This window comes from Allopontixanthobacter sp., from assembly GCF_034376665.1.
In the GTDB taxonomy this organism is placed as follows: domain Bacteria; phylum Pseudomonadota; class Alphaproteobacteria; order Sphingomonadales; family Sphingomonadaceae; genus Allopontixanthobacter.
This window is the reverse complement of the sequence record NZ_JAXMJI010000096.1, coordinates 1-23,489: the sequence shown is the minus strand read 5'-3', so window position 1 is coordinate 23,489 and position 23,489 is coordinate 1. Positions and strand designations below refer to the sequence as shown.

Annotated in this window: 18 protein-coding genes, 1 tRNA gene and 1 pseudogene; 14 read left to right on the top strand and 6 right to left on the bottom strand. The window is 62.5% G+C overall.

What is annotated here, in order from left to right; all coding sequences use genetic code 11:
• The first annotated feature begins 8 nt into the window (after nucleotides 1-8).
• Complete coding sequence (locus U0988_RS10545; RefSeq protein WP_322292580.1) at nucleotides 9-560, top strand: fasciclin domain-containing protein; 552 nt, start codon at nucleotides 9-11, stop codon at nucleotides 558-560.
• Nucleotides 561-664: 104 nt separating this feature from the next.
• Here U0988_RS10545 and U0988_RS10540 read toward each other — a convergent pair whose 3' ends face one another.
• Nucleotides 665-1,009 (bottom strand): hypothetical protein, encoded by a 345-nt coding sequence (locus U0988_RS10540; protein WP_322292579.1) that lies wholly within the window; start codon nucleotides 1,007-1,009, stop codon nucleotides 665-667.
• A gap of 286 nt (nucleotides 1,010-1,295) precedes the next feature.
• Here U0988_RS10540 and cysD point away from each other — a divergent pair, with 286 nt between their 5' ends.
• The 3 genes from cysD to U0988_RS10525 are packed head-to-tail and all read left to right on the top strand — an operon-like array spanning nucleotide 1,296 to nucleotide 4,929.
• Complete coding sequence (gene cysD / locus U0988_RS10535; protein WP_322292578.1) at nucleotides 1,296-2,210, top strand: sulfate adenylyltransferase subunit CysD; 915 nt, start codon at nucleotides 1,296-1,298, stop codon at nucleotides 2,208-2,210.
• Nucleotides 2,210-4,129, top strand: coding sequence for a sulfate adenylyltransferase subunit CysN (gene cysN / locus U0988_RS10530; RefSeq protein WP_322292577.1), 1,920 nt, complete (start codon nucleotides 2,210-2,212; stop codon nucleotides 4,127-4,129). Before cysD ends, cysN begins: the two co-directional genes overlap by 1 nt.
• 32 nt (nucleotides 4,130-4,161) lie before the next feature.
• Nucleotides 4,162-4,929 carry a 3'(2'),5'-bisphosphate nucleotidase CysQ gene (locus tag U0988_RS10525; protein ID WP_322292627.1) on the top strand — a complete coding sequence of 256 codons (768 nt, stop codon included), beginning with the start codon at nucleotides 4,162-4,164 and terminating at the stop codon, nucleotides 4,927-4,929.
• Between the two features lie 24 nt (nucleotides 4,930-4,953).
• Here U0988_RS10525 and U0988_RS10520 read toward each other — a convergent pair whose 3' ends face one another.
• Nucleotides 4,954-5,814: a CoA ester lyase gene (locus U0988_RS10520; RefSeq protein ID WP_322292626.1), complete on the bottom strand. Its 861-nt coding sequence runs from the start codon at nucleotides 5,812-5,814 to the stop codon at nucleotides 4,954-4,956.
• A gap of 138 nt (nucleotides 5,815-5,952) precedes the next feature.
• A tRNA-Gly gene (locus U0988_RS10515) sits at nucleotides 5,953-6,026 on the bottom strand.
• A 170-nt stretch (nucleotides 6,027-6,196) separates the two neighbouring features.
• On the opposite strand from U0988_RS10515, the gene U0988_RS10510 reads away from it, so the two are divergent.
• The 6 genes from U0988_RS10510 (at nucleotide 6,197) to mmsB (ending at nucleotide 11,072) form a co-directional block, all read left to right on the top strand.
• Nucleotides 6,197-6,610: a RidA family protein gene (locus U0988_RS10510; protein ID WP_322292576.1), complete on the top strand. Its 414-nt coding sequence runs from the start codon at nucleotides 6,197-6,199 to the stop codon at nucleotides 6,608-6,610.
• Nucleotides 6,611-6,628: 18 nt separating this feature from the next.
• Nucleotides 6,629-7,774, top strand: coding sequence for an acyl-CoA dehydrogenase family protein (locus tag U0988_RS10505; RefSeq protein WP_322292575.1), 1,146 nt, complete (start codon nucleotides 6,629-6,631; stop codon nucleotides 7,772-7,774).
• A 17-nt stretch (nucleotides 7,775-7,791) separates the two neighbouring features.
• Nucleotides 7,792-8,169, top strand: coding sequence for a VOC family protein (locus tag U0988_RS10500; RefSeq protein WP_322292574.1), 378 nt, complete (start codon nucleotides 7,792-7,794; stop codon nucleotides 8,167-8,169).
• Nucleotides 8,166-9,215, top strand: a complete 1,050-nt coding sequence (locus tag U0988_RS10495; RefSeq protein ID WP_322292573.1) for an enoyl-CoA hydratase/isomerase family protein — start codon at nucleotides 8,166-8,168, stop codon at nucleotides 9,213-9,215. Before U0988_RS10500 ends, U0988_RS10495 begins: the two co-directional genes overlap by 4 nt.
• 92 nt (nucleotides 9,216-9,307) lie before the next feature.
• A complete protein-coding gene (locus U0988_RS10490; protein ID WP_322292572.1) occupies nucleotides 9,308-10,090 on the top strand; it encodes an enoyl-CoA hydratase-related protein in 783 nt (260 codons plus the stop codon).
• 115 nt (nucleotides 10,091-10,205) lie between these two features.
• Nucleotides 10,206-11,072, top strand: a complete 867-nt coding sequence (gene mmsB, locus U0988_RS10485) for a 3-hydroxyisobutyrate dehydrogenase (protein WP_322292571.1) — start codon at nucleotides 10,206-10,208, stop codon at nucleotides 11,070-11,072.
• 13 nt (nucleotides 11,073-11,085) lie between these two features.
• Here the strand turns inward: mmsB and U0988_RS10480 are convergent, their stop codons facing one another.
• Nucleotides 11,086-12,051 carry a tetratricopeptide repeat protein gene (locus tag U0988_RS10480; protein WP_322292570.1) on the bottom strand — a complete coding sequence of 322 codons (966 nt, stop codon included), beginning with the start codon at nucleotides 12,049-12,051 and terminating at the stop codon, nucleotides 11,086-11,088.
• Between the two features lie 132 nt (nucleotides 12,052-12,183).
• On the opposite strand from U0988_RS10480, the gene U0988_RS10475 reads away from it, so the two are divergent.
• The 4 genes from U0988_RS10475 to U0988_RS10460 all read left to right on the top strand — a co-directional run bounded on the left by U0988_RS10475 (nucleotide 12,184) and on the right by U0988_RS10460 (nucleotide 18,284).
• Nucleotides 12,184-14,652: a cyclic nucleotide-binding domain-containing protein gene (locus U0988_RS10475; protein ID WP_322292569.1), complete on the top strand. Its 2,469-nt coding sequence runs from the start codon at nucleotides 12,184-12,186 to the stop codon at nucleotides 14,650-14,652.
• Nucleotides 14,652-15,533: a hypothetical protein gene (locus U0988_RS10470; RefSeq protein ID WP_322292568.1), complete on the top strand. Its 882-nt coding sequence runs from the start codon at nucleotides 14,652-14,654 to the stop codon at nucleotides 15,531-15,533. The genes U0988_RS10475 and U0988_RS10470 overlap by 1 nt, the downstream gene beginning before the upstream one ends.
• 10 nt (nucleotides 15,534-15,543) lie before the next feature.
• Entirely contained in the window at nucleotides 15,544-17,379 is a 1,836-nt protein-coding gene (locus tag U0988_RS10465; protein ID WP_322292567.1) for a cytochrome c3 family protein, read from the top strand.
• A gap of 71 nt (nucleotides 17,380-17,450) precedes the next feature.
• On the top strand, nucleotides 17,451-18,284 hold the full coding sequence (locus U0988_RS10460) for a metallophosphoesterase (RefSeq protein ID WP_322292566.1): 834 nt from the start codon (nucleotides 17,451-17,453) through the stop codon (nucleotides 18,282-18,284).
• A 35-nt stretch (nucleotides 18,285-18,319) separates the two neighbouring features.
• On the opposite strand, the gene U0988_RS10455 is transcribed toward U0988_RS10460, so the two are convergent.
• Together U0988_RS10455 and U0988_RS10450 are read right to left on the bottom strand one after the other, a co-directional pair.
• Nucleotides 18,320-22,351 carry a hypothetical protein gene (locus tag U0988_RS10455; protein WP_322292565.1) on the bottom strand — a complete coding sequence of 1,344 codons (4,032 nt, stop codon included), beginning with the start codon at nucleotides 22,349-22,351 and terminating at the stop codon, nucleotides 18,320-18,322.
• Nucleotides 22,351-23,489: pseudogene (locus tag U0988_RS10450) on the bottom strand (hypothetical protein); the annotation flags it as partial. The pseudogene U0988_RS10450 and the gene U0988_RS10455, both read right to left, overlap by 1 nt.

The window sequence follows — 23,489 nt, the reverse complement described above, 5'->3', positions numbered from 1 at the left end:
ACAGGGAAATGATGCGAACCAGACTTTTCGCGGCAGTTGCCGCTATCGCCCTGCTGAGCGGCACAAGTGCCTGCAATGAAGCCGATGTGCCTGAAACCAGTTCCGTGGAGACGGGCCAGAGTATCTCCGGTTCTTTGGGCGACATCGAGGGAATGGAGACCGCGAACGATTTGATAAAGCGGGCCGGTCTTGAACAGATGCTGGAAGGTGAGGCGGCCTACACCCTGTTCCTGCCCAATGATCAGGCGTTTGCCAAATTGCCAGAGGCTGAACTCGATTGGCTCCGCTCCGAGGAAGGTCGCCCCGATTTGATCGCGCTGCTAAGGCACCACATGGTTCCCGGAACGGTTGCCCAGAGTGATCTCGAGACCACATTGTCGGAATCGGGCGGTACGGTGGATTTGGCAAATCTTGCAAATTCCACGTTACCCTTGCGGCGTGACGGAAGCACAATCGTGATCGGAGACGATGCTGCCGGACCCGTGGTTTCGTTGCCCGCGCATTCGGCTTCGAATGGAATGGTGTATGAAATCAGCGCGCTTATCCCGCCGGAGAGCTGACGCAAGGCGCCGGAAGGTGGTCCACCGGGCGGACCCCTGTCTCTGGCGAGTAACCTTCGATCACTGCGACTGCGTCCCCTGGATATCGCGATCTTTCCGACAGACTAGCGCTGCTTTTTGGCTATGGTCGCAGTAAAATCGGGATCCTTTTTCGCCACCCAATCGACGAATTTGCGCACATTGGGGTTCGCCAACAAGGCCTCCACATCCATCCCATGGCGCTGCAATTCGGAATTGCTGAAATTGGCGATCAGGGTATTCTGGCAAATCGGATGCATGGGTACGACATCGCGCCCCCCGCGGCTTTTCGGCACCGGGTGATGCCATACGATCGTCTTGCCGGTCGGCCTGCCGCACAGCCAGCACGCTACCGCAATATCCGGGATGTCCTGCTCCCCGCCATCGTGCAGGTCCTCGTAGCGGCCGTGTTTCGAATGCTTGCGGGCCATGTCTGTCCACCTGATTGCCTGAACTTTCCGCGCTGCGTTAAGGATATGCGGCGGCGAATGCCACACCAGAGTGCTGCTGGCGCGTCGGCAATCCCGATGATTTCCCGGGGATGATGGCAGCGATGCCGCGTCTGCAAGAAAAGATTGCTACGCGGATCGGCCTGCTCCTGCCATTTGGCCGAGTGGACAAAAGTCTTGAAATCGCCGGCACACTGCAAACGATAAGGGCCAAGATCCAGTTGAAATTGACAGCTTTCTGCATTTACCTAAAAACGGACCTCCAATTATGACGCGTAACCTTACCCATCTCGAACGCCTGGAAGCCGAGAGCATCCACATCATGCGCGAAGTGGTGTCAGAGACAGCCAAGCCGGTGATGCTGTATTCGGTGGGCAAGGATTCCGCGGTGATGCTGCATCTGGCGAAGAAGGCGTTCTACCCCTCGCCGCCGCCATTTCCGCTGCTGCATGTCGATACCACCTGGAAATTCAAGGAGATGTATGCGCTGCGGGAGAAGGCCGCAGCCGATGCCGGGATGCAATTGCTGGTCTATCATAATCCCGAGGCCGAAAGCCGCGGGATCAACCCGTTCGATCACGGCCCGCTCCACACCGATATGTGGAAGACGCAAGGATTGAAACAGGCGCTCGACAAATACGGCTTCGACGCGGCGTTCGGCGGGGCGCGGCGCGACGAGGAGAAAAGCCGGGCGAAGGAGCGGATATTTTCGTTCCGCACGGCCAGTCACGGGTGGGACCCGAAGAGCCAGCGGCCCGAATTGTGGAACGCCTACAACACCCGCAAGGCCAAAGGGGAAAGCATTCGCGTGTTCCCGCTGTCCAACTGGACCGAACTGGATATCTGGCAATATATCATGGCCGAGCAGATCGAGATTGTGCCGCTGTATTTCTCCGCCAAGCGGCCGACCTATGAATGGGAAGGCGGGTTGTTCATGGCCGATGACCTGGCCCGTCTTGAGAAAGTGCTCGGCTATCTGCCGGAGATCACCGAACGTTCGATACGGTTTCGCACCCTTGGCTGCTCACCCCTGACCGGGGCGGTGGAGAGCGAGGCGGCCACCCTTTCCGAAGTGGTGCAGGAGATGCTGCTCACGACCACGTCCGAACGCCAGGGCCGGGTGATCGACAAGGATGATGGTGACGCATCGATGGAGAAGAAAAAGCAGGAGGGCTACTTCTGATGGACAAGACGTCATCACAGGAATCCTACCGGACCGACGCCCTGATCGCGGAAGATATCGACGCCTATCTGGCTGCGCACCAGAACAAGTCGATGCTGCGCTTCATCACCTGCGGCAGCGTCGATGACGGCAAGAGCACTCTGATCGGCCGCCTGCTGTACGATTCCAAGATGATCTTCGAAGACCAGCTCGCCGCGCTGGAATCGGATTCCAGGAAATCGGGCACTCAAGGCGAGGAAATCGACTTCGCGCTGCTGGTCGATGGGCTTGCCGCGGAGCGTGAACAGGGCATCACCATTGATGTCGCCTACCGTTTCTTCGCCACCGAACAGCGCAAATTCATCGTCGCCGATTGCCCCGGGCATGAACAATACACCCGCAACATGGTCACTGGGGCATCGACCGCGGATCTCGCGGTGATCCTGATCGACGCGCGCAAGGGCGTGCTGGTCCAGACGCGGCGGCACAGTTTCCTGTGCCACCAGCTCGGCATTCGCAATATCGTGCTGGCGGTAAACAAGATGGACCTGGTGGATTACGACCAAGGCACATACGACGCGATCGTGGCCGATTACTCCGCCTTTGCGGCCAGTATCGGGATCGAGAATTTCACCGCCATGCCGATTTCCGGCTTCCGGGGCGATAATATCACCACGCTGTCGGACAATACCCCATGGTACGAAGGCGCGCCGCTGATCACCCATCTCGAAACGGTCGAGCTGGACACCGCACGCGATGCCGCAAAACCGTTCCGGATGCCGGTCCAGTGGGTCAACCGCCCCAATCTCGACTTCCGGGGCTTCTCGGGACTGATCGCTACCGGGATGGTCAAACCGGGCGATCCGGTGCGCGTCTTGCCCTCCGGAAAGACCAGCACGGTCAAGAGCATCGTGACTTTCGCTGGCGAGCTCGAAGAGGCGGGCGCGGGCCAGTCGGTGACGATCTGTCTCGAGGACGAAGTCGATTGCTCGCGCGGCAACGTTCTGGCCGTGGCCGACGCCCCGCCCGAAGTGGCCGACCAGTTCGAGGCGACGATTGTCTGGATGGATGACGAGGCGATGCTGCCCGGCCGGGCCTATCACCTCAAGCTGGCGACGCAGACGGTATCGGCGACCATCCATGCCCCAAAATACGAGATCAACGTCAACACGATGGATCATCTGGCGGCGAAGACACTGGAACTGAATGGGATCGGGGTGGCCGAGATCACCACCGACAAACCACTGGTCTTCGAACCCTATGCCGAGAACCGTACCCTGGGCGGGTTCATCCTGATCGACAAGATCAGCAACCGGACCGTGGGCGCCGGAATGCTGCATTTTAGCCTTCGCCGCGCCCAGAACGTGCATTGGCAGGCGACTTCCATCGGCCGCGAGGATCATGCGGGCCTCAAGAACCAGAAGCCGCTGGTCCTCTGGTTCACGGGGCTGTCGGGCTCAGGCAAATCAACCATCGCCAACGAGGTCGAGAAGACGCTCAACCTGATGAACCGCCACACCTTCCTGCTGGACGGCGACAATATCCGCCACCGGCTGAACAAGGACCTCGGGTTCACCGATACGGACCGGATCGAGAATATACGCCGGGTCGGGGAAGTGGCGCGGCTGATGGCCGATGCCGGGCTGATCGTGCTGACGGCCTTCATCAGCCCGTTCCGTGCCGAGCGCCAGATGGTCCGCGACATGCTGCCCGAGGGCGAATTCGTCGAAATTTTTGTCGATACGCCGATCGAGGTGGCCGAGGCGCGCGACGTGAAGGGACTTTACAAGAAGGCCCGCGAAGGCAAGCTGAAGAACTTCACCGGGATCGACAGCCCCTATGAAGCACCGGAGGCACCCGATATCACCGTCAACACCGTCGCCATGACACCCGCCGAAGCGGCCGAATACATCGTTCGCCAGATCTTGCCGCTGAAATGATCGATCCCCAAATTACGGAAATGGGGCAAGGCATGAGCGATGCGGACCTTGCCGCGGCATTGGCCGAAACGGCGGGCACGCTGCTGCTTCAGGTGCGCCGCTGCGGCCTACTCGGTGCCAAGGCGCTGGGCAAGGCAGGCGACCAGACGGCGAACCAGTTCCTGGTCCATGCGCTGCAACATTTGCGCGGCGATGACGGACTGCTGTCGGAAGAAAGCACCGATACCGACGAACGTCTGGGCAAGAGCCGGGTGTGGATCATCGATCCGGTCGACGGGACGCGCGAATATGGGGAGGAGCGGACGGACTGGGCGGTCCACATCGCCATGACGGTCGATGGCAGACCGGAGATCGGCGCGGTTGCACTGCCGGGTCTCGGGCTAGTGCTGCGATCCGACCGGCCCACGCCGCTGCCGCCGATGGCCGGTATTCCGCGGATGGTCGTCAGCCGGACCCGGCCAGCCAAGGAAGCCGTCTCGATTGCGGAGCAAATCGGGGCCGAACTTGTCCCGATGGGCAGCGCCGGTGCCAAGGCGATGGCGGTCGTGCGCGGCGAAGCCGAGATTTATCTCCACACCGGCGGTCAATACGAATGGGACAGCTGCGCCCCCGCTGCGGTCGCGCTGGCGCATGGTCTCCATGTCAGCCGAGTCGACGGGTCGCCGCTCGTCTACAATCAGCCCGATACCTATATGCCGGACCTGCTGATCTGCCGGCAGGAATGGGCAGCGGAAGTCCTCGAACGGGTTGCCGCTCTGGCAGCAAGTGCGGACAGCAAGACTGGCTCGCGCGGGGCCTGACTTGATGGCAAGTACCGCGGCTTGCTATTCGTCCACCTGCGCAAGCAATTGTTCGGCACGCGACAAATGCGGCCGGTCAAGCATTCCGCCCTTGTAACCGATGGTACCGGCACCGGGATTGGCCGCGAACACCGCCACTATCGCGCGCGCTTCGGCTATATCCTCGGCGCTGGGTGTGAAGGCTGCGTTGATCACATCGACCTGCGCCGGATGGATCGCCAGCATCCCCTGATAACCTTCGCGCCGCAGTTTCTCCGCTCGCAACCTCAGTTTTTCCAGATCGCGGAAGTCGGTCTGGATCGTGTCGATTGCCGGAACCCCCGCCGCCGCCGCGCCGAGCAGGCAGAGGCTGCGCGCCAGTTCATAGGTAAAGCCGTAACTGCCATCGGGATCAATGTTGGATGCCGCGCCAAGCGAATCGGCCAGGTCTTCCGCCCCCCAGGTCAGCGCCGCCACCCGCGGTGCGCCCTTGTAATCGCCGGTGTGGAACATCCCCTCGGCGGTTTCGGTAATCAGCACGATCACCGGCGTCGATCCCTGTTCGATACCGTTCGCCACTTCCAGCGCGGCGAGATATTTGTCCAGCGCCTCCACATCCTGACGGCCGTAAACCTTGGGCAGCATGATCCCACCAGGGTGCCCGGGCATGATCGCCGCCAGATCGGTCAGCGTGTACGGCCCGTCGAGCGGATTGACCCTCACCCAGATACGCGCCCGGTCGGCGGGATGTTCGCACAGGAAATCATGCACCATCTGCCGCGCCGCGGCCTTGTTCTCCGCCGCGACCGCATCTTCGAGATCGTAGATCACAATGTCCGCAGGGCTGGCCAGCGCCTTGCCCATCTTCTTCTCGCTGTCGCCAGGAGCGAACAGCCAGGAGCGCATTTTCAGCTTGGGCGTTTTGGCAGCGGTCACAAGGGCACCTTTGCGGTCGACAGGATCAGGGCAGGTCCAGCACAGGTTCCGCAATACTGTCCTGAAGCATACACGGGTTCATCAGGTCGGCGCACCGGGCAGCCGGGTTGGAGCGGGTGAAGGGAATCGAACCCTCGTCGTCAGCTTGGGAAGCTGCTGCTCTGCCATTGAGCTACACCCGCAAAGTGTTGAAACCGAAAAACCCGCCGCCAAGTGCCATAGGGGGGGCGCCCGGGTCAACGCAAGAACGTCGAACCCTGCACAGCTTTTCCGGAACGGCCCGCCCGATCCGCACCTTGCCTCCGCGCGCGCTGCCGGTCTATTGGCGCGGCTCAATGTCAGGAGACCTGCAGTGCGCCAGCGTATCACCTCGGGTTCCCCGTTCGAAGCGCAGTTCGGGTTTTGCCGCGCAGTGCGGACCGGGGACCGGATCATCGTCGCCGGCACCGGACCGATCGAAGATGATGGCTCGACCACACCGGGAGGTGCCGAGGCGCAGGCGGCGCGGTGCTGCACTGTCATCATCAGGGCAGTGGAGGAATTGGGCGGAACAGCGGCCGACATCGTTCGGACCCGGATGTTCCTGACCGATATTGCCGAGCAGAATGCGGTGGGCGAAGTCCACGCCCGCTACTTCGCCGCTGCCCGCCCGGCGGCCACAATGGTCGGTGTCGCCGCGCTCTGCCGGCCGGAATGGCTGGTGGAAATCGAAGCCGAAGCCATCATCAGCGCAGCTAACAAAAGTGACGGTGCACAAAGCCGATAATTGCGCTAACGATCCGGCATGAACGATCAATTCCAACTCAACGAAGACCAGCTGGCGATTCAGGAAATGGCCCGGCGCTTCACCGCCGACAACATCACGCCCTTCGCGGCGGAGTGGGACGAAAAGAAGATTTTTCCCCGCGATGTGATCACATCGACAGCCGAGCTCGGCTTCGGGGCGATCTATGTGTCGGAGGAATCCGGCGGCATCGGTCTGGGCCGGCTCGAAGCCGCGATCATCATGGAAGCCATGGCGTACGGTTGCCCAGCGACCAGCGCCTTCATCTCGATCCACAACATGGCTGCGTGGATGATCGACCAGTTCGGCGGACAGGAGGTCAAGGACCGCTACCTGCCCGATCTGGTAGCCATGGAAAAACTTGCCAGCTATTGCCTGACCGAACCGGGTTCGGGGTCCGACGCTGCAGCGCTGAAGACCTCGGCTCGGCTCGACGGCGATCATTACATCGTGAACGGCACAAAGCAGTTCATTTCGGGCGGCGGGGTGAACGATGTCTATGTCACGATGGTTCGCACCGGCGAACACAAGACCGGCGGGATCAGCTGTCTGGTGGTTGACAAGGACACCCCCGGCGTCAGCTTCGGCGCGCCGGAGCGCAAGCTCGGCTGGAACGCCAGCCCCACCGCGCAGGTAATCTTCGAGGATGCCCGCGTGCCGGTGGTGAACCGGGTCGGCGCAGAAGGCGAAGGCTTCCGCTTTGCGATGATGGGCCTCGATGGCGGGCGGCTGAACATCGGTGCCTGTTCGCTGGGCGGAGCGCAGCGCTGCCTGGACGAGGCGATCGCCTATACCAAGGACCGCAAGCAGTTCGACACGCGGGTGGCCGATTTCCAGAACACCCAGTTCATGCTCGCCGACATGGCAACCGATCTCGAAGCGGCCCGCGCGCTGCTCTATCTCGCCGCCGCAAAAGTCACCGCCAACGCGCCGGACAAATCGCGCTTCTCCGCCATGGCCAAACGTCTTGCGACCGACAGCGGCAGCAAGATCGTCGACGATGCGCTGCAATTGCTCGGCGGCTACGGCTATCTCAAGGATTACCCGATCGAGCGGTTCTGGCGCGATCTGCGGGTCCATTCGATCCTGGAGGGCACCAATCAGGTCATGCGAATGATCGTCGGACGGGACCTGCTGCGGCAATGACTCCGCCCCGGCTCGAGATGATAAGCCTTGTCGTCCCCGATTATGACGAGGCCATCGACTTCTTCACGGATAAACTGGGCTTCCGGCTGCGGATGGATCGCGCAGAAAGCGCCACCAAGCGCTGGGTGGAAGTGGAGAGCGAGGGCGGCATGCGCCTGCTGCTGGCCAAGGCCGCGAACGCAACACAGGCGTCTGCCATCGGAAAGCAGGCCGGCGGGCGGGTCGGTTTCTTCCTCTATACAAGCGACTTCGAAAGCAGCCATCATCACATGAAGGAAAAAGGCGTCCTATTTCTAGAAGAACCTCGGCGCGAGTCATACGGCACTGTCGCCGTATTTGAGGATCTGGTGGGCAACCGCTGGGACCTGATTGAACCGGCAAAGAATGTCACATGACCAACGAAGTCCTCACCCACACCCACGGCGCGGCAGGCCATCTTTCCCTCAACCGGCCGGGGGCGCTGCACGCACTGACGCTGGAGATGTGCCACGCGATGAGCGCGGCGCTCACCGAATGGGCACAAGACGATGCCGTGGGCGCGATCATCGTCGACCATGCGGAGGGTCGCGGGTTTTGTGCAGGCGGCGACATCGCATTCCTGCGCAATTCGGCGCTTAATGACGGCGGGGTTTCGGGCCGGAAATTCTTCCATGACGAATACCAGCTCAACCATCAGCTGTTCACCTATGCCAAGCCGGTGGTTGCGTTCATGGACGGGATCACCATGGGCGGCGGCGTGGGCATTTCGCAGCCCGCCAAGTTCCGCGTCGCGACCGAACATACGCGCTTCGCGATGCCGGAAACCGGGATCGGCCTGTTCCCCGATGTCGGCGGGGGCTGGTATCTCTCGCGCCTCGGCGGGAGGATCGGGCAGTTTCTGGCGCTGACCGGTGCGCGGCTGGATGGGGCGGAATGCCTGTGGGCCGGGCTCGCCACGCATTATCTGCCGTCCGAGAAACTGGCGGAGGCGAAGGCCCGGATCAGTGCGGACCCGAGCCGGATTTCGGGCATATTGTCCGAACTTTCGGTCACCCCGCCAAAGGCGCGGTTGGAGGATAACGTCGACAAGATTGCGAAATTCTTTGCCCCCGACAGCTTCGAAGACATACTCGCCCGGCTCGAAGCGGACGACAGCGAATGGGCGCAGAAGGAACGCGATGCGCTCGGCACCAAGAGCCCGCAGACCTGCAAGGTCGCGCTGCGGCAACTGGCCGCCAGCGCGCAATTGACCGATTTCGCCGACAATATGCGGATGGAATACCGGATTGCCAGCCGCGTGCTGGTCCGGCCCGACTTTGCCGAAGGCGTCCGCGCTGTGATCGTGGAAAAGACCGGCGATCCGGCGTGGAACCCGCCTATGCCGGAAGGTGTGACCGAGGAATTGCTGGACGCGATCTTTGCGCCGCTGCCCGACAATGAAGAGTGGGCACCCTTGTCTTAGGGCGTCATCCCAGCGCAGGCTGGGATCGTTGTCCAAATGGTGGGAAATTGTTGAAAACGACCCCAGCGTCCGCTGGGGTGACGGAGATTGAAATGAGTTACGAGACCATCCTCACCGAAACGCGCGGCGCCGTAACGCTGATCACGCTGAACCGGCCGCAGGCGCTGAACGCGCTGAACGGGCAGGTGCTGGACGATCTGATCGCCGCCTTTGCCGCGTTCGAGGCGGATGACAGCCAGCGCTGCGCGGTGCTGACCGGTTCGGGCGACAAGGCCTTCGCCGCCGGGGCCGACATCAAGGAAATGGCCGACAAGGCAGCGGCGGATTTCTACCTCGAGGATTTCTTCGCGCGGTGGACTAGCCATGTGACCGAAGCAGTGCGCAAGCCGTGGATTGCGGCGGTGGGCGGCTTTGCGCTGGGCGGCGGATGCGAGCTCGCAATGATGGCCGATTTCATTCTCGCGTCGGATCAGGCGAAATTCGGCCAGCCGGAAATCAAGCTGGGTGTCGCCCCCGGCATGGGCGGATCGCAGCGCCTCACCCGCGCAGTCGGCAAATCGAAAGCCATGGAAATGTGTTTGACCGGCCGGATGATGGGCGCTGAGGAAGCCGAGCGATCCGGCCTCGTCGCCCGCGTGGTTCCGCATGATGATTTGCTGCCCGAAGCCCTGAAAACCGCCGCCACCATCGCCGGAATGCCGCCCATGGCCGCGCTGGTGAACAAGGAAATGGTCAACGCCGCCTTCGAAACCGATCTGGCGCAAGGCATCCGCCACGAACGCCGCCTGTTTCAGATCCTGACCGCCAGCGAAGACAAAGCCGAAGGCATGGCCGCCTTCATCGAAAAACGCGAGGGCAAGTGGAAGGGGCGGTGAACAATTGCCCTTCCAAATCGTCAACCCAGCGAAAGCTGGGATCGCCCGCAATTGGTGAAAGACACGATACAACCCGATCCCAGCCTGCGCTGGGATGACCCAACCGGAGAGTAACATGAAAATCGCCTTTATCGGCCTTGGCAACATGGGCGCGGGCATGGCCGCTAACCTCGTAAAGGCCGGCCACACTGTCCGCGCCTTCGACCTCAGCGAGGTTGCGCTGGGCCAGGCGAAGGCCAATGGGTGCGACACTTTCCCGACCGCGAAGGAAGCCGTGCAAGGCGCGGAGGCGGTGGTGTCCATGCTGCCCAATGGCGGGATCGTTTCCCGCGTGTTCACCACGGACGTGATCGGCAACGCACCGCAGGACGCGATCCTGATGGATTGTTCGACCATCGACGTGGCGACCGCACGCGAGGTGGAAAAAGCCGCCGCCGATGCGGGTTATGCCATGGTCGATGCCCCCGTATCGGGCGGCATCGCCGCGGCGAGCGGCGGCACCCTGACCTTCATGGTCGGCGGCAGCGAGGAAGCCTTTGCCCGCGCCGAGCCGGTCCTCGCCGCCATGGGCAAGGCGGTGATCCATGCCGGCAGTGCAGGCGCGGGGCAGGCGGCGAAGATCTGCAACAACATGCTGCTGGGCATCCACATGATCGGCACCTGCGAAGCTTTCACCATGGCGCAGAAACTGGGGCTCGATCCGCAGACCTTCTATGACATCAGCTCGGTCAGTTCAGGCCAGAACTGGTCGATGACATCCTATTGCCCGGTGCCCGGCGTGGGCCCGCAAAGCCCGGCGGACAATGGTTACAAGGGCGGTTTTGCCACCGCGCTGATGCTCAAGGATTTGAAGCTGGCGATGGAAGCGGCGGAAAGCGCCGGGATGGAAACCCCGCTCGGTGCCCATGCCAAGGCGCTGTACGAGAAATTCGCGGAAGGTCATTCGGACCTGGATTTCTCGGCGATCATCAAGACGCTGTAATCAGCCCCGCGGATCAACGAACGCCGAGCGCGTCCGCCTCCGCCTGCAGCCGCGCGGCCTGCGCGGGGTTGGCGGCAATCGCATCCTTGAGCGCGCGGGAAGCCTGATCCGCTTGCCCCTGCGTCATCCGGCTGCGCATCAGCATCACCCAGCCATTCACATCGCCCGGCTCGCTGCGTAGCCGTGCGTCGAGCCGCTCCACCATGCCTTCCGCCATCGCTTGCTGCTGGCTGGGCGGAAGAGCGCGGGCGGCGGCGATCTGGTCCTGCGTCGGACCGGGAATGGCGTTGCCAGCCGTCAGTGCCGCGGGAGCCGTCGGGGCGGAGGCGGCACGGTCCCGATCCACTGCGGCGAGCATGGGGGCGGTGTCGATCCCGTTGATTGTGCCGACCTGCTCGATCGTGCGCCGCAGATTATCCTCCCACACCGCGCCCGGCGGCGTATCCTTCAGCAGCGCCGTCCAGTCAGCGATGGCCCCGCGAGCATCCCCGGCAAGATCCTTGCGCACGGCGAGGAAATAGCGCGAGCGAGGATCGGTCGGGTCCAGAGCAATCGCCTTTTCGAACGCCGTCACCGCGTCCGCAGGCATCGGGTCCCGCTCGCTCGCCATCACCCGCGCTTCGCCCAGCGCAGACCACAGCACCGCGTTATCCGGATCGCCTTCGGCGGCCTGGCGATAGGCCCGCGCCGCCTGTTCGTACCCGCCAGCGGAAAAATGCGCGAAGGCGAGCTCCTGCCACGCTTTCGAATTGAGCGGGTCCTTCTCCGCCAGCGCCTGCAATTCCGGGATGGTCAGCGGCGCCCGCTCGTTCGCCGCCGCAATCTCCGGCGAGATCACCGGATTGAACGCCCGGTATCCGATCGCGATCACGACCAGGGCCGTTCCCATCAGGAATGCGAACAGCCCGATCCGCGATTTCCTGCCCGGCTGAGCGGGTTCGCCATCGCCAGGTGGTGCTGGAATTTCTGTCCTGTCCATCCCGGCGAATTAGCAGCGAAGCCGGTATCCGGCAATCCGTGCAGGCCGTTATAGAGGGGTGGCGCTTTGCCGCCGATTGCGTATGGTATCGCATAACAAAAAAAGGTCGCGGGACGCTTCGGGGGGTCACGCATGCCAGTTGAGAATGGGAAAGCGAACTATCGCGTTGCCATAATCGGTTCAGGGCCTGCCGGCCTCAGCGCAGCTGCGCGTGCGGCGGCGCTGGGTATGAGCCATATGCTGATCGAGAAGACCGATCATCTCTCAGACACGATTTTCAAATACCAGAAGGGCAAGCACGTCATGGCGACGCCCAGCAATCTGGTGCTTCGTTCCGATCTCGATTTCGACGCGGGCAAGCGCGAATTCATCCTGGATACCTGGGACGAGCAGATTGCGTCGGGCAAGATCAACGTGCAGCTGAATTCCGAAGTTTCAGCGATCACCGGCGCGGCGGGCAATTTCGTCATCGAAATCAAGGGTGGCGTGCCGATCCATGCCGAAGCTGTGATCATGGCGATCGGAACGCAGGGCAATCCGAACAAATTGCGCTGCCCCGGTGCCGATCTGCCGCTGATCCAGTACCAGCTGGACGATCCCGGCGAATATTTCGACGAGCATATCACCGTGGTGGGATCAGGTGACGCCGGAATAGAGAATGCGCTCGGCCTCGCTGCGGACCCCAAGCAGAACAATGTCGTCTCCATCCTCAACCGCGGGTCGGATTTTGCCCGGGCGAAATCGGCCAACGTCAAATTGCTGGAAGAAGCCGAAGCAGCGGGCCGTATCTTCGTGCGCCGGGAAACCGCTCCGGCAGAAGTCCGCCCCGGCGAGCTGGTGCTGGAAACGCGTGACGGGCAGGAAACCATCCACTGCGACCGGATCATCGCGCGCACCGGCTCGCAGCCCCCGCGCGGATTTGTGGAGGGCTGCGGGATCCATTTCACCAGCGAGGATCGCGGCGCTTTTCCCAAGCTGTCGCCCAGCTTCGAAACCACCCAGCAGGGAATCCACGTCATTGGCGCGCTCGCGGGATATCCGCTGATCAAGCACTGCATGAACCAGGGCTATGACGTGGTCGAATTCCTCAATGGGAACCTCGATCTGAAGCCCGCGGACGAACCGATCCTGGCGGAGAAATTCTCTGCCTTGCCCGGCGTGAGAACCGTCGATCAATGGCTCGAAACTTTCCGCAACAATGTGGTGATCCTGCAGGAACTGTCACCGCTGCAGATGCGCGAGCTGATGCTCGACAGCACCGTTGCGGGATACGACGCAGGCGAGGTGATCTTCGAGCGCAACGATCCCGGATCGTCCATGTTCGGCATTGCCGAGGGGTCGGTGCTGGTCGAGGTCAATCCGGCCGATCCGACCATCACCGTTCCGATCGAAGAAGGTTCGATCTTCGGCGAAGTCGGCCTGATTTCCGGTCGCCGCCGCGGCTCAACCATCCGCGCCGCCGAACCTACAATTGTGATGGAGCTGAGCCGCACCGCCGCGCTCAAGCTGATGGCAACCGCGCCCTCCGCCGCGCGTGCAGTCAACGCGATCTCGATCGAGCGGCAATTGCTGCAGATGTTCGGGTCCGGCCTGACCAAGGCCGATGTGGCGCAGCTTGTCGAGGCCGCCGAGCTGGTCGATGTGCGCGCGGGACAGGTGGTGGTAACCGAGGGCGCCGAGGACAAGGACGTCTATGTCATCCGGCGCGGGTCGATGATCGTCGAGAAAATGATCGGCGGCGCTCCGGTATTCCTGTCCTACCTGCCCGCGGGCTCCTGCTTCGGCGAAATGGCAATTGTCGATGGGTCGCCCCGCAATGCCACGGTCAAGGCCGCAATCAAGAGCGAAGTCGTGCGGTTCCCCGGCGAAGCCTTTGTGGCGCTGCTGGACCGCAAGCCCGCACTGCGCGCCAAGGCGATGGCGGAAATGGCATCGCGGCGCGAGGTCAATTCGTTCATCGAAAGCCCCAAGGACAGCTTCGGCAGCGCGGTCGACATGTATTCCGAAACCGCGCGGTTCCTGATCGACAACGGCATCGGCGAGGCAACCGATGTGCTGCTGATCGACGAGAAGCTGTGCGTCGGCTGCGACAATTGCGAGAAAGCCTGCGCCGACAGCCACGACGGATTATCCCGGCTGGACCGGGAGGCCGGGCGGACCTACGCCCATCTCCATGTGCCGACATCCTGCCGCCACTGCGAACACCCGCATTGCATGGCCGATTGCCCGCCCAACGCGATCAAACGCGGACCGGACGGCGAAGTGTTCATCGACGATACCTGCATCGGCTGCGGCAACTGCCAGCGCAACTGCCCCTACGGGGTGATCCGGATGGATGCCAAGCCGCCCGAGAAACCGTCCCTGCTCAGCTGGCTGATGTTCGGCGCAGGCCCCGGCCCGGGCGAGGCAAGCTATAGCTGGCGCAAGAAGACCGCCGAAAAGCAAGGCAGGGAAAGCCCCAAGGTCGCGATCAAATGCGACATGTGTTCGGGTATCGATGGCGGCCCGGCCTGCGTCCGCGCCTGCCCCACCGGCGCGGCCATCCGCGTGACTCCGGAGAAATTCCTCACCTTCACCAAATTGTCGGAGGATGCAGGCTGATGGCCACGATCCCGGACCAGCCGCAGAACCAGCGCGAGCGGCGGCAATCCTCCGATCATGAAAGTTTCCTGTCGCACCGGAACATGCGCTGGCTCAAGGTGGCGCTGGTCCTGTGCCTGGTCGCCATCGTCAGTTATTTCTGGATCGACGTGAGCCCGCGCCACAATGGCGGCAGCTGGTACGGCTATACGCTGGGCACCATCGGGGCGTTGCTCATCGTGTGGCTGTCGCTGCTCGGTATCCGTAAACGCAACATCACCGCGGGCCGCTGGTCACTGAAGGCTTGGACATCGGCGCATGTGTATCTCGGCCTTGCGCTGATCGTGATCGGCACGCTCCACACCGGGTTCCAACTGGGCTGGAATGTCCACACGCTCGCCTATGTCCTGATGATGGTGGTGATCCTGTCGGGCATTTACGGCGTCGCCGTCTATGCCACATTGCCCGCATCGCTGAGCAACAACGCCAGGGAAATGACCCGTAGCCAGATGGTCGAGGCGCTCGCCGCCATCGACCGGCAGTTGCAATCCGCTGCCCAGCCCTTGGGGCGCGAGGAATCGGACCTGGTAATTGCCGCACTGGAACAGGGTACTTTCGATTGGGGCATCGGATCGCGGCTGAGCGGGCGTTACCGCAAATGCGCCACCACCCGCGCACTCGCCTATTTCGCCGACGACTGGTCGCGGCCGGTGGGCAGCGACGATCCCAAGGACAAGGTCCGCGCCCTGCTGGGCCGCCGCAAGAGCCAGCTCGACCAGATCCGCCGGCACCTGCGCATCCGGGCGCTGCTGGAGGTATGGCTATATATCCACATTCCCGTAACCATCGCATTGCTGGCCGCGCTCACCGCGCATGTCATCAGCGTGTTCTATTACTGGTGAGGGCGGCGACATGGCATTCCTGATCCGGACAATTGATCTGACCGCAGACGGGCGCGAAATCATTCGCGACCGCGCAGTGGAGGACGATACGATCACGATTGGCCGCGGGGCCGACAACGATATCCACCTGCCCGATCTGGCGGTGGAGCAATATCACGCCCGGATCGATCAGTTGGACTTCCGGAAACTGCGGGTGGAGGCGGCGGGCACGCTCGGTTTTCATCTCGACGGACGAGTCACCAAATCGGGCCAGATCGACCCGCACGAAGGGGCCGAACTCGGCTTCGGCAGCTATCGCCTGGTACTCTCCCAGGACGGGCCGGGACCGCCGACCATCACCATCAGCCAAGCCGAAAATGCCGCCCCGTCGAGCGACGATCTGGCAGGCTTCTCCCTCGCCGGCACACTTCCGGGCAAGCGGGCGAGCGCATGGTTGGCGCTCACGGCGATCCTGGCCGCCTTCCTGGCCGTGCCGATCTATTCGCACCTGACCCGCCCGGCCGCCTCAACGACGGCTGACGCTCCGCACAGCAAGGGCGCCGTGGTGATGGACGCCAGCTGGAGCACCGGCTCGCTCAGCCAGGCGCATCACGCGCTGGAGGATAATTGTGAGGCCTGCCACGCCGAACCCTTCCAGTCGGTTCAGGATACGACCTGCCTGACCTGCCACGAAGATATTGCCGATCATGCGGACAAGCCCCGCCAGTTGACCGGGCGCGGCCCGATGTCCACCGGTGATGCGCTGCAATGGGCCGTGGCGGAGCAGTTCGGCAAGGAAGGTCCCGGCTCCTGCACCACCTGCCATACCGAGCACGAGGGCGCGGGCCGAATGGAGCCTGCCGCGCAGCAATTCTGCGCCGATTGCCACGATACGATGGACACGCGGCTGACCGACACGAAACTGGTCAACGCCGCCGATTTCGGCACCAGCCATCCGCAATTGCAGGCGGCGGTGTTCACCGCGCCGGGGCAGACCAGGCCCGTCCGGGTGCCGCTGTCCGGCAAGCCGAAGGAATACAGCGGCCTGATCTTCCCGCATGATATTCATTTGCAGCGAAGCGGCGGAGTGGCGAAAATGGCCAGCCGGCTTGGTACCAAGGAAGGCTACGGATCATCGCTGGTATGCGCCGATTGCCACACGCCCACCGCCGACGAGGTCGGTTTCCTGCCGGTCAACATGGAGGAGGACTGCGAGAGCTGCCACAGCCTGGTGTATGACAAGGTCGGAACCACCTTCCGCACGCTGCAGCACGGCGATGTCGAACAGATGCGCGCCGATCTGGCCGCGCTGGACCGCGCACCGCGCAGCTCTGCCAATAACGGAATGCTCCGCGGACGCCAACGCCCCGGCGAATATTCGAGGGGCGGCCTCTATTACCAGAATTTCGGCCCCCCGGTCCGGTCCCTGGTCGCCGTCAATCGGGCAATGGCGAAAGACGGGGTGTGCGGGGAATGCCACATCCCCACTACCACCAATGGCAAGCCGGACGTGATGCCGGTCAATCTGCGGGACCATTTCCTGATCAACGGCCGGTTTGACCACGAACCGCACAAACAGGAGAAATGTGCCACCTGTCACAAGGCGGACAGTTCGAAGGCTTCGGCCGATCTGCTGCTGCCGCCGCTCGCCACGTGCCGCACTTGCCACATGGGCGAAAGCGACACCAAAGCCGACGTCCCGTCAGGCTGCGCGATGTGTCACGCCTATCATCCCAAGGGCAAGGGGGATCAGTCCGAAATCAAGGCTGCTCCCCTGGCCCAAGGGCCGACGGGGCCCAATTTGCCGAAACGGCAGAAACAGGGCATAAACCAGTTCCTGGCGATGCTTGGACGAAAATCGGAATAGCGCGTTATGGTTGGGGGCGTCATGACGGGGGACATTCTACACATCGGTAAACCAGCGTGCTAATTGCGCAGATGACCGACATTCACATCGGGTTCGATCCCGATGCGAAGCCCGAGGAACTCAACCGCATCCGGTTCCGCAAAACGCTGGACCGGATACTGGAATCCCCCAATCCGATCGACATGCTGGTACTGTCCGGCGATCTGACCGACCACGGCGACCGCGAGAGCTTCGAAAAGACTGCGGCCCTGTTGAGCGTCTGCCCGTTTCCCGTCTACCCCATGGTCGGCAATCACGACACGCGGGCCGAACTGCTTAATGCCTTTCCGGACACACCGACACACGGCGGCTTCGTCCACTATGCGGTGGAACGCGAGGGGCTCCGGATACTCTTGCTCGATACGCTCGAAATCGGTCGTCACGGCGGGGCATTCTGCGAAGCACGGCGGGATTGGCTGGCCGCCGAACTGGCCGCGCATCCCGGCACGCCGACGCTGATCTTCATGCACCATCCACCGGTCGTCGCCGGGGTCGGCTGGATGGACCCCGGTGCCGACGAAGCATGGGTCCGCCGCTTTGGCGAAGCGGTGGAGGGCCATCGCCAGATCCTGGCCATCCACTGCGGCCATTTGCACCGCCCGATCCATTCGACGTTTTGCGGCATTCCCGTGTCGGTTACGTCCTCGGTCGCCCCGCTGGTGGCAATGGACCTGCGCGAAATCGACCCCGACACGCCCGACAGTCGCGCCTTGATCACCACCGAGCCGACAACCTATGCGCTCCACCGCTGGGAAAACGGCACGCTGGTGACGCACTATGAAACGGTCAGCGACTGGGAAGTGCTCGCTTCCTATGGCGCGGCGTTGCAGCCGATGATCCGCGATATGATTGCCGAGCGCGAATAGCTCTCGTTAGATACGGGCGTGATGCAGACCCGCAGCTAGTTGCTCCGCCATGGTCCGCCGTAACTGCCGACCCATGCGTTCATGTCCGGCTCGTCGCTGACTTTCCACGGGATGCCGCCGCTGGTCAGGAACAGCTTCTCCATTTCGGCGCGGGTGAAGGGGCGCGAACCGAGCCTTCCGAAAACCGCCATCTGGCCGCCGGTTTCGTCCACACCGCGATCCCGGTCGAGGCCTTTGGACAGGGAGATTGCCGGGCCTTTCGTGCGAGCGAAGGCAATCAGTTCCGGCGCTGGCGGTGGGCTGAAACCATAGAAATTGGGCTGGCTGCTCGGGCTGGTCAATTGCAGCACTTTCATCCCGTTGACCCCGTCCGCCACATAGGCGAACAGCGAAGCATTGGTGGAGCCCACAATCACGTCTTCCGCATCGTTCAGCGCACCGTTCAGCGTCACGCGCTGGTAGATTTTCGGCGCTTCGGGCCGTTTCACATCCAGGATCACCAACCCTTCGCCCTTGGCCGCGACATAGGCGAAGGTGCGGGCGATATACATCCGCCGCGCATCGACCAGCGCCACCGTGCCGGAGGGGACCGGCACCGGATTGCGCATATTGGTGACATCGAACAGCTTCACGCCTTCGCTGTCGGTTACCCACAGATACCGGAACTGGATCGCGCTGGAGCGGGCATCGTTCAGTTCGCGCAACGCCACCAGTTGCGGCTTCAGCGGATCGGTCAGATCGACCACCACCAGCCCGCGCGCGGCGGTGATATAGGCGATCTCGCCCGCCAGAATGATGTGCCGCGCCCCGTCCAGCACGCCGCCTTCGTTCCAGGTAACGGCGCGGCTTAGCCGGTTGTTGCGAAACTCGCCGTCCGCCATCGTGTTGACGTTGACCATGATCAGGCCTTCTTCCGCGTCGGTCACGGCGGCATAGGAATAGATCGGCAGGAACGGCTGTTCCTGGTTCATTTCCTGCATTTGCGGCGTGTTACGTAGCGGATTGATCGGCTGCATCGTGGGCAGCGCCATGCAGGTCGCGTTCTTCGATTTGACCTGCGTGTCGTGGCCCATCGCGCTGAACGGCGCGGTCACGATCCGTTCGGAAAAGCCCTTGTTGCCGATCGCCGCGATATCATAGACGCGGAAACCGCCCTTCCCCTCGGCCACGAACATGTATTCGCCGCGCATTTGCAGGCACCCGACGCGGCCCGCGGTGCCTTCGTGAACATTGGCGAATTCCTCGTATGCCCTGGTTTCGCCCGAAAGGTTTTTGTCGAACGCCTTGCCCCGCACCCAGTCCTTCAATTCGCGGCCATTGGCTTCCACGAATTGCCGGTAATAATCGGGATAGGCGTATTTGTGGAGGTAGGACCCGAGCACCGTCTGCGGTTCGTCCCATTCGGTCACGCGGATCGCTTCGAAGCCGCCTTCCTGCCCGGTCCACGCATTCAGGCCGACGAAATTGACGTAATTGGTCCCGAGCAGCAGCAGCTGCGACATGATCGCATTGTTGTCGTCCGCTTCCGACAGGTGGCAATCGGAACAGGTCTTGGTCTCGGTCAGGCGCACGGTATGCGGAAAATGCGGCGCGAAGGCCTGGCTCGAAAAACCGGGGGCGCTGATCGGGGGCTGCTGCACATAGATGCGCTCGCGGTTGATATTGGTCGAGGACAGGATCAGCGCGGAGGTGGAGCGGACCGGCGCGACCTGGTTGCCTTTGGTCGTCTGGTGTTTGCCCAGCTGGAACATCTGATCCCGCGCGACCTGCGGGTTGTAAGTTGCGAAATTGCGCGTTTCCTCGTTGTCGTAATGATGGTCCTTCGTTTTCCAGTTCGCCTCGATCGGCAGATGGCACCCGCCGCAGCTGGTGGTCCAGCTGAGGTGGCAGGTGAAGCAGGCCATTTCCTTGTCTTCATGCGCGCGCTGCCCGGGCGCAATTCCGGTGCCGAATTCGAACTTGCCGGTTTCCGCCCCCGCCTTGCTCATCAGCTTGGCGCGCGCGGATTTGACGTTGAAATCGGGTGCAGCGGGATCGACGCTGTCTTTCGTAAGGCTCATCACCCATTCCAGGCTCGGATCGACGATCGAGCGCTGGATCAGCTGCCGCCGTCCGTCTTCGCCGGTCCGCCATTCGAACCGGCGCTGGCCATCGGGATTGCGCAGCAGGGCGAGGTTGTTGCCCTTGGGCGGGGCGGCGGGGCCGCTGGTCAGCAGCGTCGGATATTCATCCGCAGTGCCGTGGCAATCCTTGCACCCGATTTCGATCGCATTGGCGACTTCGCCATAGATCATCCCGTTGCCGTGGCTGTCCTGCGCGAAATGGCAATCGGCGCATTGCAGGCCCCTTTCCGCATGGATGTCCATCATGTGGACCGCCTTGCCCGGATTGGTGCCGACCTCGACGAACTTGCCCTCGCCCTTCCGGCGGAATTTCTCCGGATCATCATTGGCGACGATCGCGCCCGCCGCGTCGAGCAGATTGCCGTCCCGGTCACGCTTGAAGATCGCGCGGAAATTCCAGCCATGGCCGTGATAATCGGCGAATTGCGTGTCGGTCAGGTCCTGGTTGAGATCATAGACATTGCGGGTGAAATCGAGGTCCGCCCAGTTCCCCTTGGGCGCGGCACCTTCGGGATTGCGGTCATGCACGGCCCGCACTTCTTCTGCAGTGGGGTATTTCTGCTGCTTCGGCCACATCGCGGGCGCATCGGATTCGTAATCCCACATCGTGTAGCCGAGGTAGGAATTGAGGAAGATATTCGGCTGGTGCATGTGGCAATTCATGCATTGCGCGGTCGGGATCGAACGGGTGAAGACATGGCGCAGCGGGTGGCCTTTTTCCTTCACCGGTTCTTTCTTGCCGTGGGTATCCTCCGCATGATCGCCCGGCTGCTTGACCGCGCCATGCCCGCCTTCATAATCCGGTTCCAGCTTGCCCGAAATGGTCGGATCGACGGTGATCGACTGCCCGTCGCGCCCGTATTGCGCATAGGTCAGGCTGTGGCGCGGTTCGCGGTCGTTGGCATAGACCACATGGCAGGATGCGCAGCCCGAATGACGGTAATCGCCCGGCTGGTCGTTGGTGCCCATGAACCACATGAAGGGATCGTTGAGCCGGGTCTTGTGGATGTTGAGTACGGGGATCGCCACGCGCAGACCGGTGCCCATTCCGCGATTGCTCTGCTTCAGATCGGGCCGACCCGGCTCTTCCAGCCGCTGGATGCTGCCGGTGGGATTGGGCAGGCCGATTTCCGGAAACTGCGTGTTGATATTGCGCCCGCCGCGTTCGAACACGCGGAAAATATCGCCCGGCGGCGTGACCTGCCATGCGGGGAGCGGGTACATTTCCGCCAGCGCGCCGCGCGCCTTCTGTGCTTCGGTCAGCACGCCGGGCGTCTCGCCGGGGGACACGATTTTGGCCGGCTCACCGTCGCGCGTGAAGCTCTCGCCAAAAATGTAACTTTTGAACGGCGCAATGCCATTATTGTAGGCAGCGCCGCCCCACAACATCGCGCCCGTTGCCATGATCGACCGCTCGCCCGCGACGATGGTGTCCATGTGGCAGGCTCCGCAAGCTTCGCGCACCACGCGGTAATCGCTCGGGTTCACGAACCGCACGAATTCGGGTGCCTCCTTGTTCAGCAAGGTATAGCTGCGCTTGGGATTTGCGGACGAAGGATAGTGCCAGCTTTCGGGCAGGGTCGGCAGCACATGAGCGTCATCGCGCGCGGTGACATAGGCCGCATCGTCATGGCTCAGCTGCGAATTGCCGACCACCGAAGGATTTCCGCCGTGGCAATCGACGCAGCCCAGCCGGACCGCCGGTGTCTCATGCATCGTCGGCGCGTCGCTCGCGGTATGGCAGGATGTGCAGCCAGAGGATTTGGCGAGCATTTCCTCCACCGTCTGCTGCGCGGGGGCTGGCGGCGCAATCACTCCGGCAGCGGCGTAATCCCGCTTGACCGGCTTCTCCCCGCCGGCGGCCAACGTCGTCTGGCTGTAGCCGATGGCCAGCACTGCGCAGACCAGCGCGGTCCAGAAGGGGAGGAGGCGCTGCCTATCCATCAGTAGGTCACGATCACGTTGGCGAGCACGGAGTAATACTCCTTGTCCTGGCCGAGATTGTCGAACAGATCGCGAAAGCCGTCCCCCGAAATCAGCGTCGCGGCGCTCAGCCGGAAAACGATATTCTGCGTCGCCTTGGGCCGCCAGATTGCCGCCGCGCTCAGATCCCAGCCGATATCCGCGGGAATGCTGCCTTCGTTACGCAGAGCCTGCAGCGAGGTGGTATCCTCGAACCACAGATGGTTGGCGTTGGTCGACAGGCGGAATTCCGGGGTGAGATCGAAATCCGCGCCTGCACCCGCCAGGATCGTGCCGGGATTGTTGAAATTGCTCTGCCCTTGCTCCTTCGAAGAACGCAGCGAATTGAGGATACCATTGCGGCCGTTGACGCTGATCGCGCGGCCACCCCCGGCAAAGGGGATCGTCTGCCGGATCCAGTAGGACGTGTCGGCCCCCGCGAAGATCGGGTTTTCGAACACCGCATCATAGCCGGTTTCGGTATCGTCATAGGGGTCGCCATCGCCGCTGGCCCACATGCCCGATAGGCGGAACCGCATCCAGTCCTTGTCGTAACTTGCCTCTGCCGCCGCGAAGAAGGCGCGGATGGTGGCCGGCCGGTCGGTGAAAAAACTGTTCCGGTCCTCCCCCAATGCGGCATAGGCGCTGGCGGTCAGATTGACGCGGCCGATCCTGCCATCGGCGTTATAACCAAGGTAGAATACGTCATACTCACGGCCGCGCAGCGTCCCGAGCAGAGCCGGGCGAACCGGAAAACCATTGTCGTCCACCTCGACATCGTCCGCTTCGCGATTGCGGTTATAGGCGAGCGTAATCTGGCTGGTCAGCGCGGGGATCAGGAAATCCTGGCGATAGGCGTTGGCGATGAACAGGAAATCGTCCCGCGGGGTCTGCAGCACCGCGTTGAGCCCGCTGTTGGTGTCCTTCTCCAGCCGCCAGAAGGCCGCCACATTATACTGGAACCGGTTGTTGTCGCGCGTGCCGAAAAACCGCAGGCCCAATTGCTGGTCCTGAAACAGGAAACCGCGGAAATCGGCCTGGAACGGCTGGATGCCGATCCGGACGGAATCGAAATCGAACCGGTCGGACGTATTGCGGATATGATAGTCGAAGAACAGTT

What these genes read in the sequence shown, in the direction of transcription:
- U0988_RS10545 (WP_322292580.1), top strand. Translation starts at nt 9, where the DNA reads ATGATGCGAACCAGACTTTTCGCGGCAGTTGCCGCTATCGCCCTGCTG.
- U0988_RS10540 (WP_322292579.1), bottom strand. Translation starts at nt 1,009, where the DNA reads ATGGCCCGCAAGCATTCGAAACACGGCCGCTACGAGGACCTGCACGAT.
- cysD (WP_322292578.1), top strand. Translation starts at nt 1,296, where the DNA reads ATGACGCGTAACCTTACCCATCTCGAACGCCTGGAAGCCGAGAGCATC.
- cysN (WP_322292577.1), top strand. Translation starts at nt 2,210, where the DNA reads ATGGACAAGACGTCATCACAGGAATCCTACCGGACCGACGCCCTGATC.
- U0988_RS10525 (WP_322292627.1), top strand. Translation starts at nt 4,162, where the DNA reads ATGAGCGATGCGGACCTTGCCGCGGCATTGGCCGAAACGGCGGGCACG.
- U0988_RS10520 (WP_322292626.1), bottom strand. Translation starts at nt 5,814, where the DNA reads ATGCGCTCCTGGCTGTTCGCTCCTGGCGACAGCGAGAAGAAGATGGGC.
- U0988_RS10505 (WP_322292575.1), top strand. Translation starts at nt 6,629, where the DNA reads ATGAACGATCAATTCCAACTCAACGAAGACCAGCTGGCGATTCAGGAA.
- U0988_RS10500 (WP_322292574.1), top strand. Translation starts at nt 7,792, where the DNA reads ATGATAAGCCTTGTCGTCCCCGATTATGACGAGGCCATCGACTTCTTC.
- U0988_RS10495 (WP_322292573.1), top strand. Translation starts at nt 8,166, where the DNA reads ATGACCAACGAAGTCCTCACCCACACCCACGGCGCGGCAGGCCATCTT.
- U0988_RS10490 (WP_322292572.1), top strand. Translation starts at nt 9,308, where the DNA reads ATGAGTTACGAGACCATCCTCACCGAAACGCGCGGCGCCGTAACGCTG.
- mmsB (WP_322292571.1), top strand. Translation starts at nt 10,206, where the DNA reads ATGAAAATCGCCTTTATCGGCCTTGGCAACATGGGCGCGGGCATGGCC.
- U0988_RS10480 (WP_322292570.1), bottom strand. Translation starts at nt 12,051, where the DNA reads ATGGACAGGACAGAAATTCCAGCACCACCTGGCGATGGCGAACCCGCT.
- U0988_RS10475 (WP_322292569.1), top strand. Translation starts at nt 12,184, where the DNA reads ATGCCAGTTGAGAATGGGAAAGCGAACTATCGCGTTGCCATAATCGGT.
- U0988_RS10470 (WP_322292568.1), top strand. Translation starts at nt 14,652, where the DNA reads ATGGCCACGATCCCGGACCAGCCGCAGAACCAGCGCGAGCGGCGGCAA.
- U0988_RS10465 (WP_322292567.1), top strand. Translation starts at nt 15,544, where the DNA reads ATGGCATTCCTGATCCGGACAATTGATCTGACCGCAGACGGGCGCGAA.
- U0988_RS10460 (WP_322292566.1), top strand. Translation starts at nt 17,451, where the DNA reads ATGACCGACATTCACATCGGGTTCGATCCCGATGCGAAGCCCGAGGAA.
- U0988_RS10455 (WP_322292565.1), bottom strand. Translation starts at nt 22,351, where the DNA reads ATGGATAGGCAGCGCCTCCTCCCCTTCTGGACCGCGCTGGTCTGCGCA.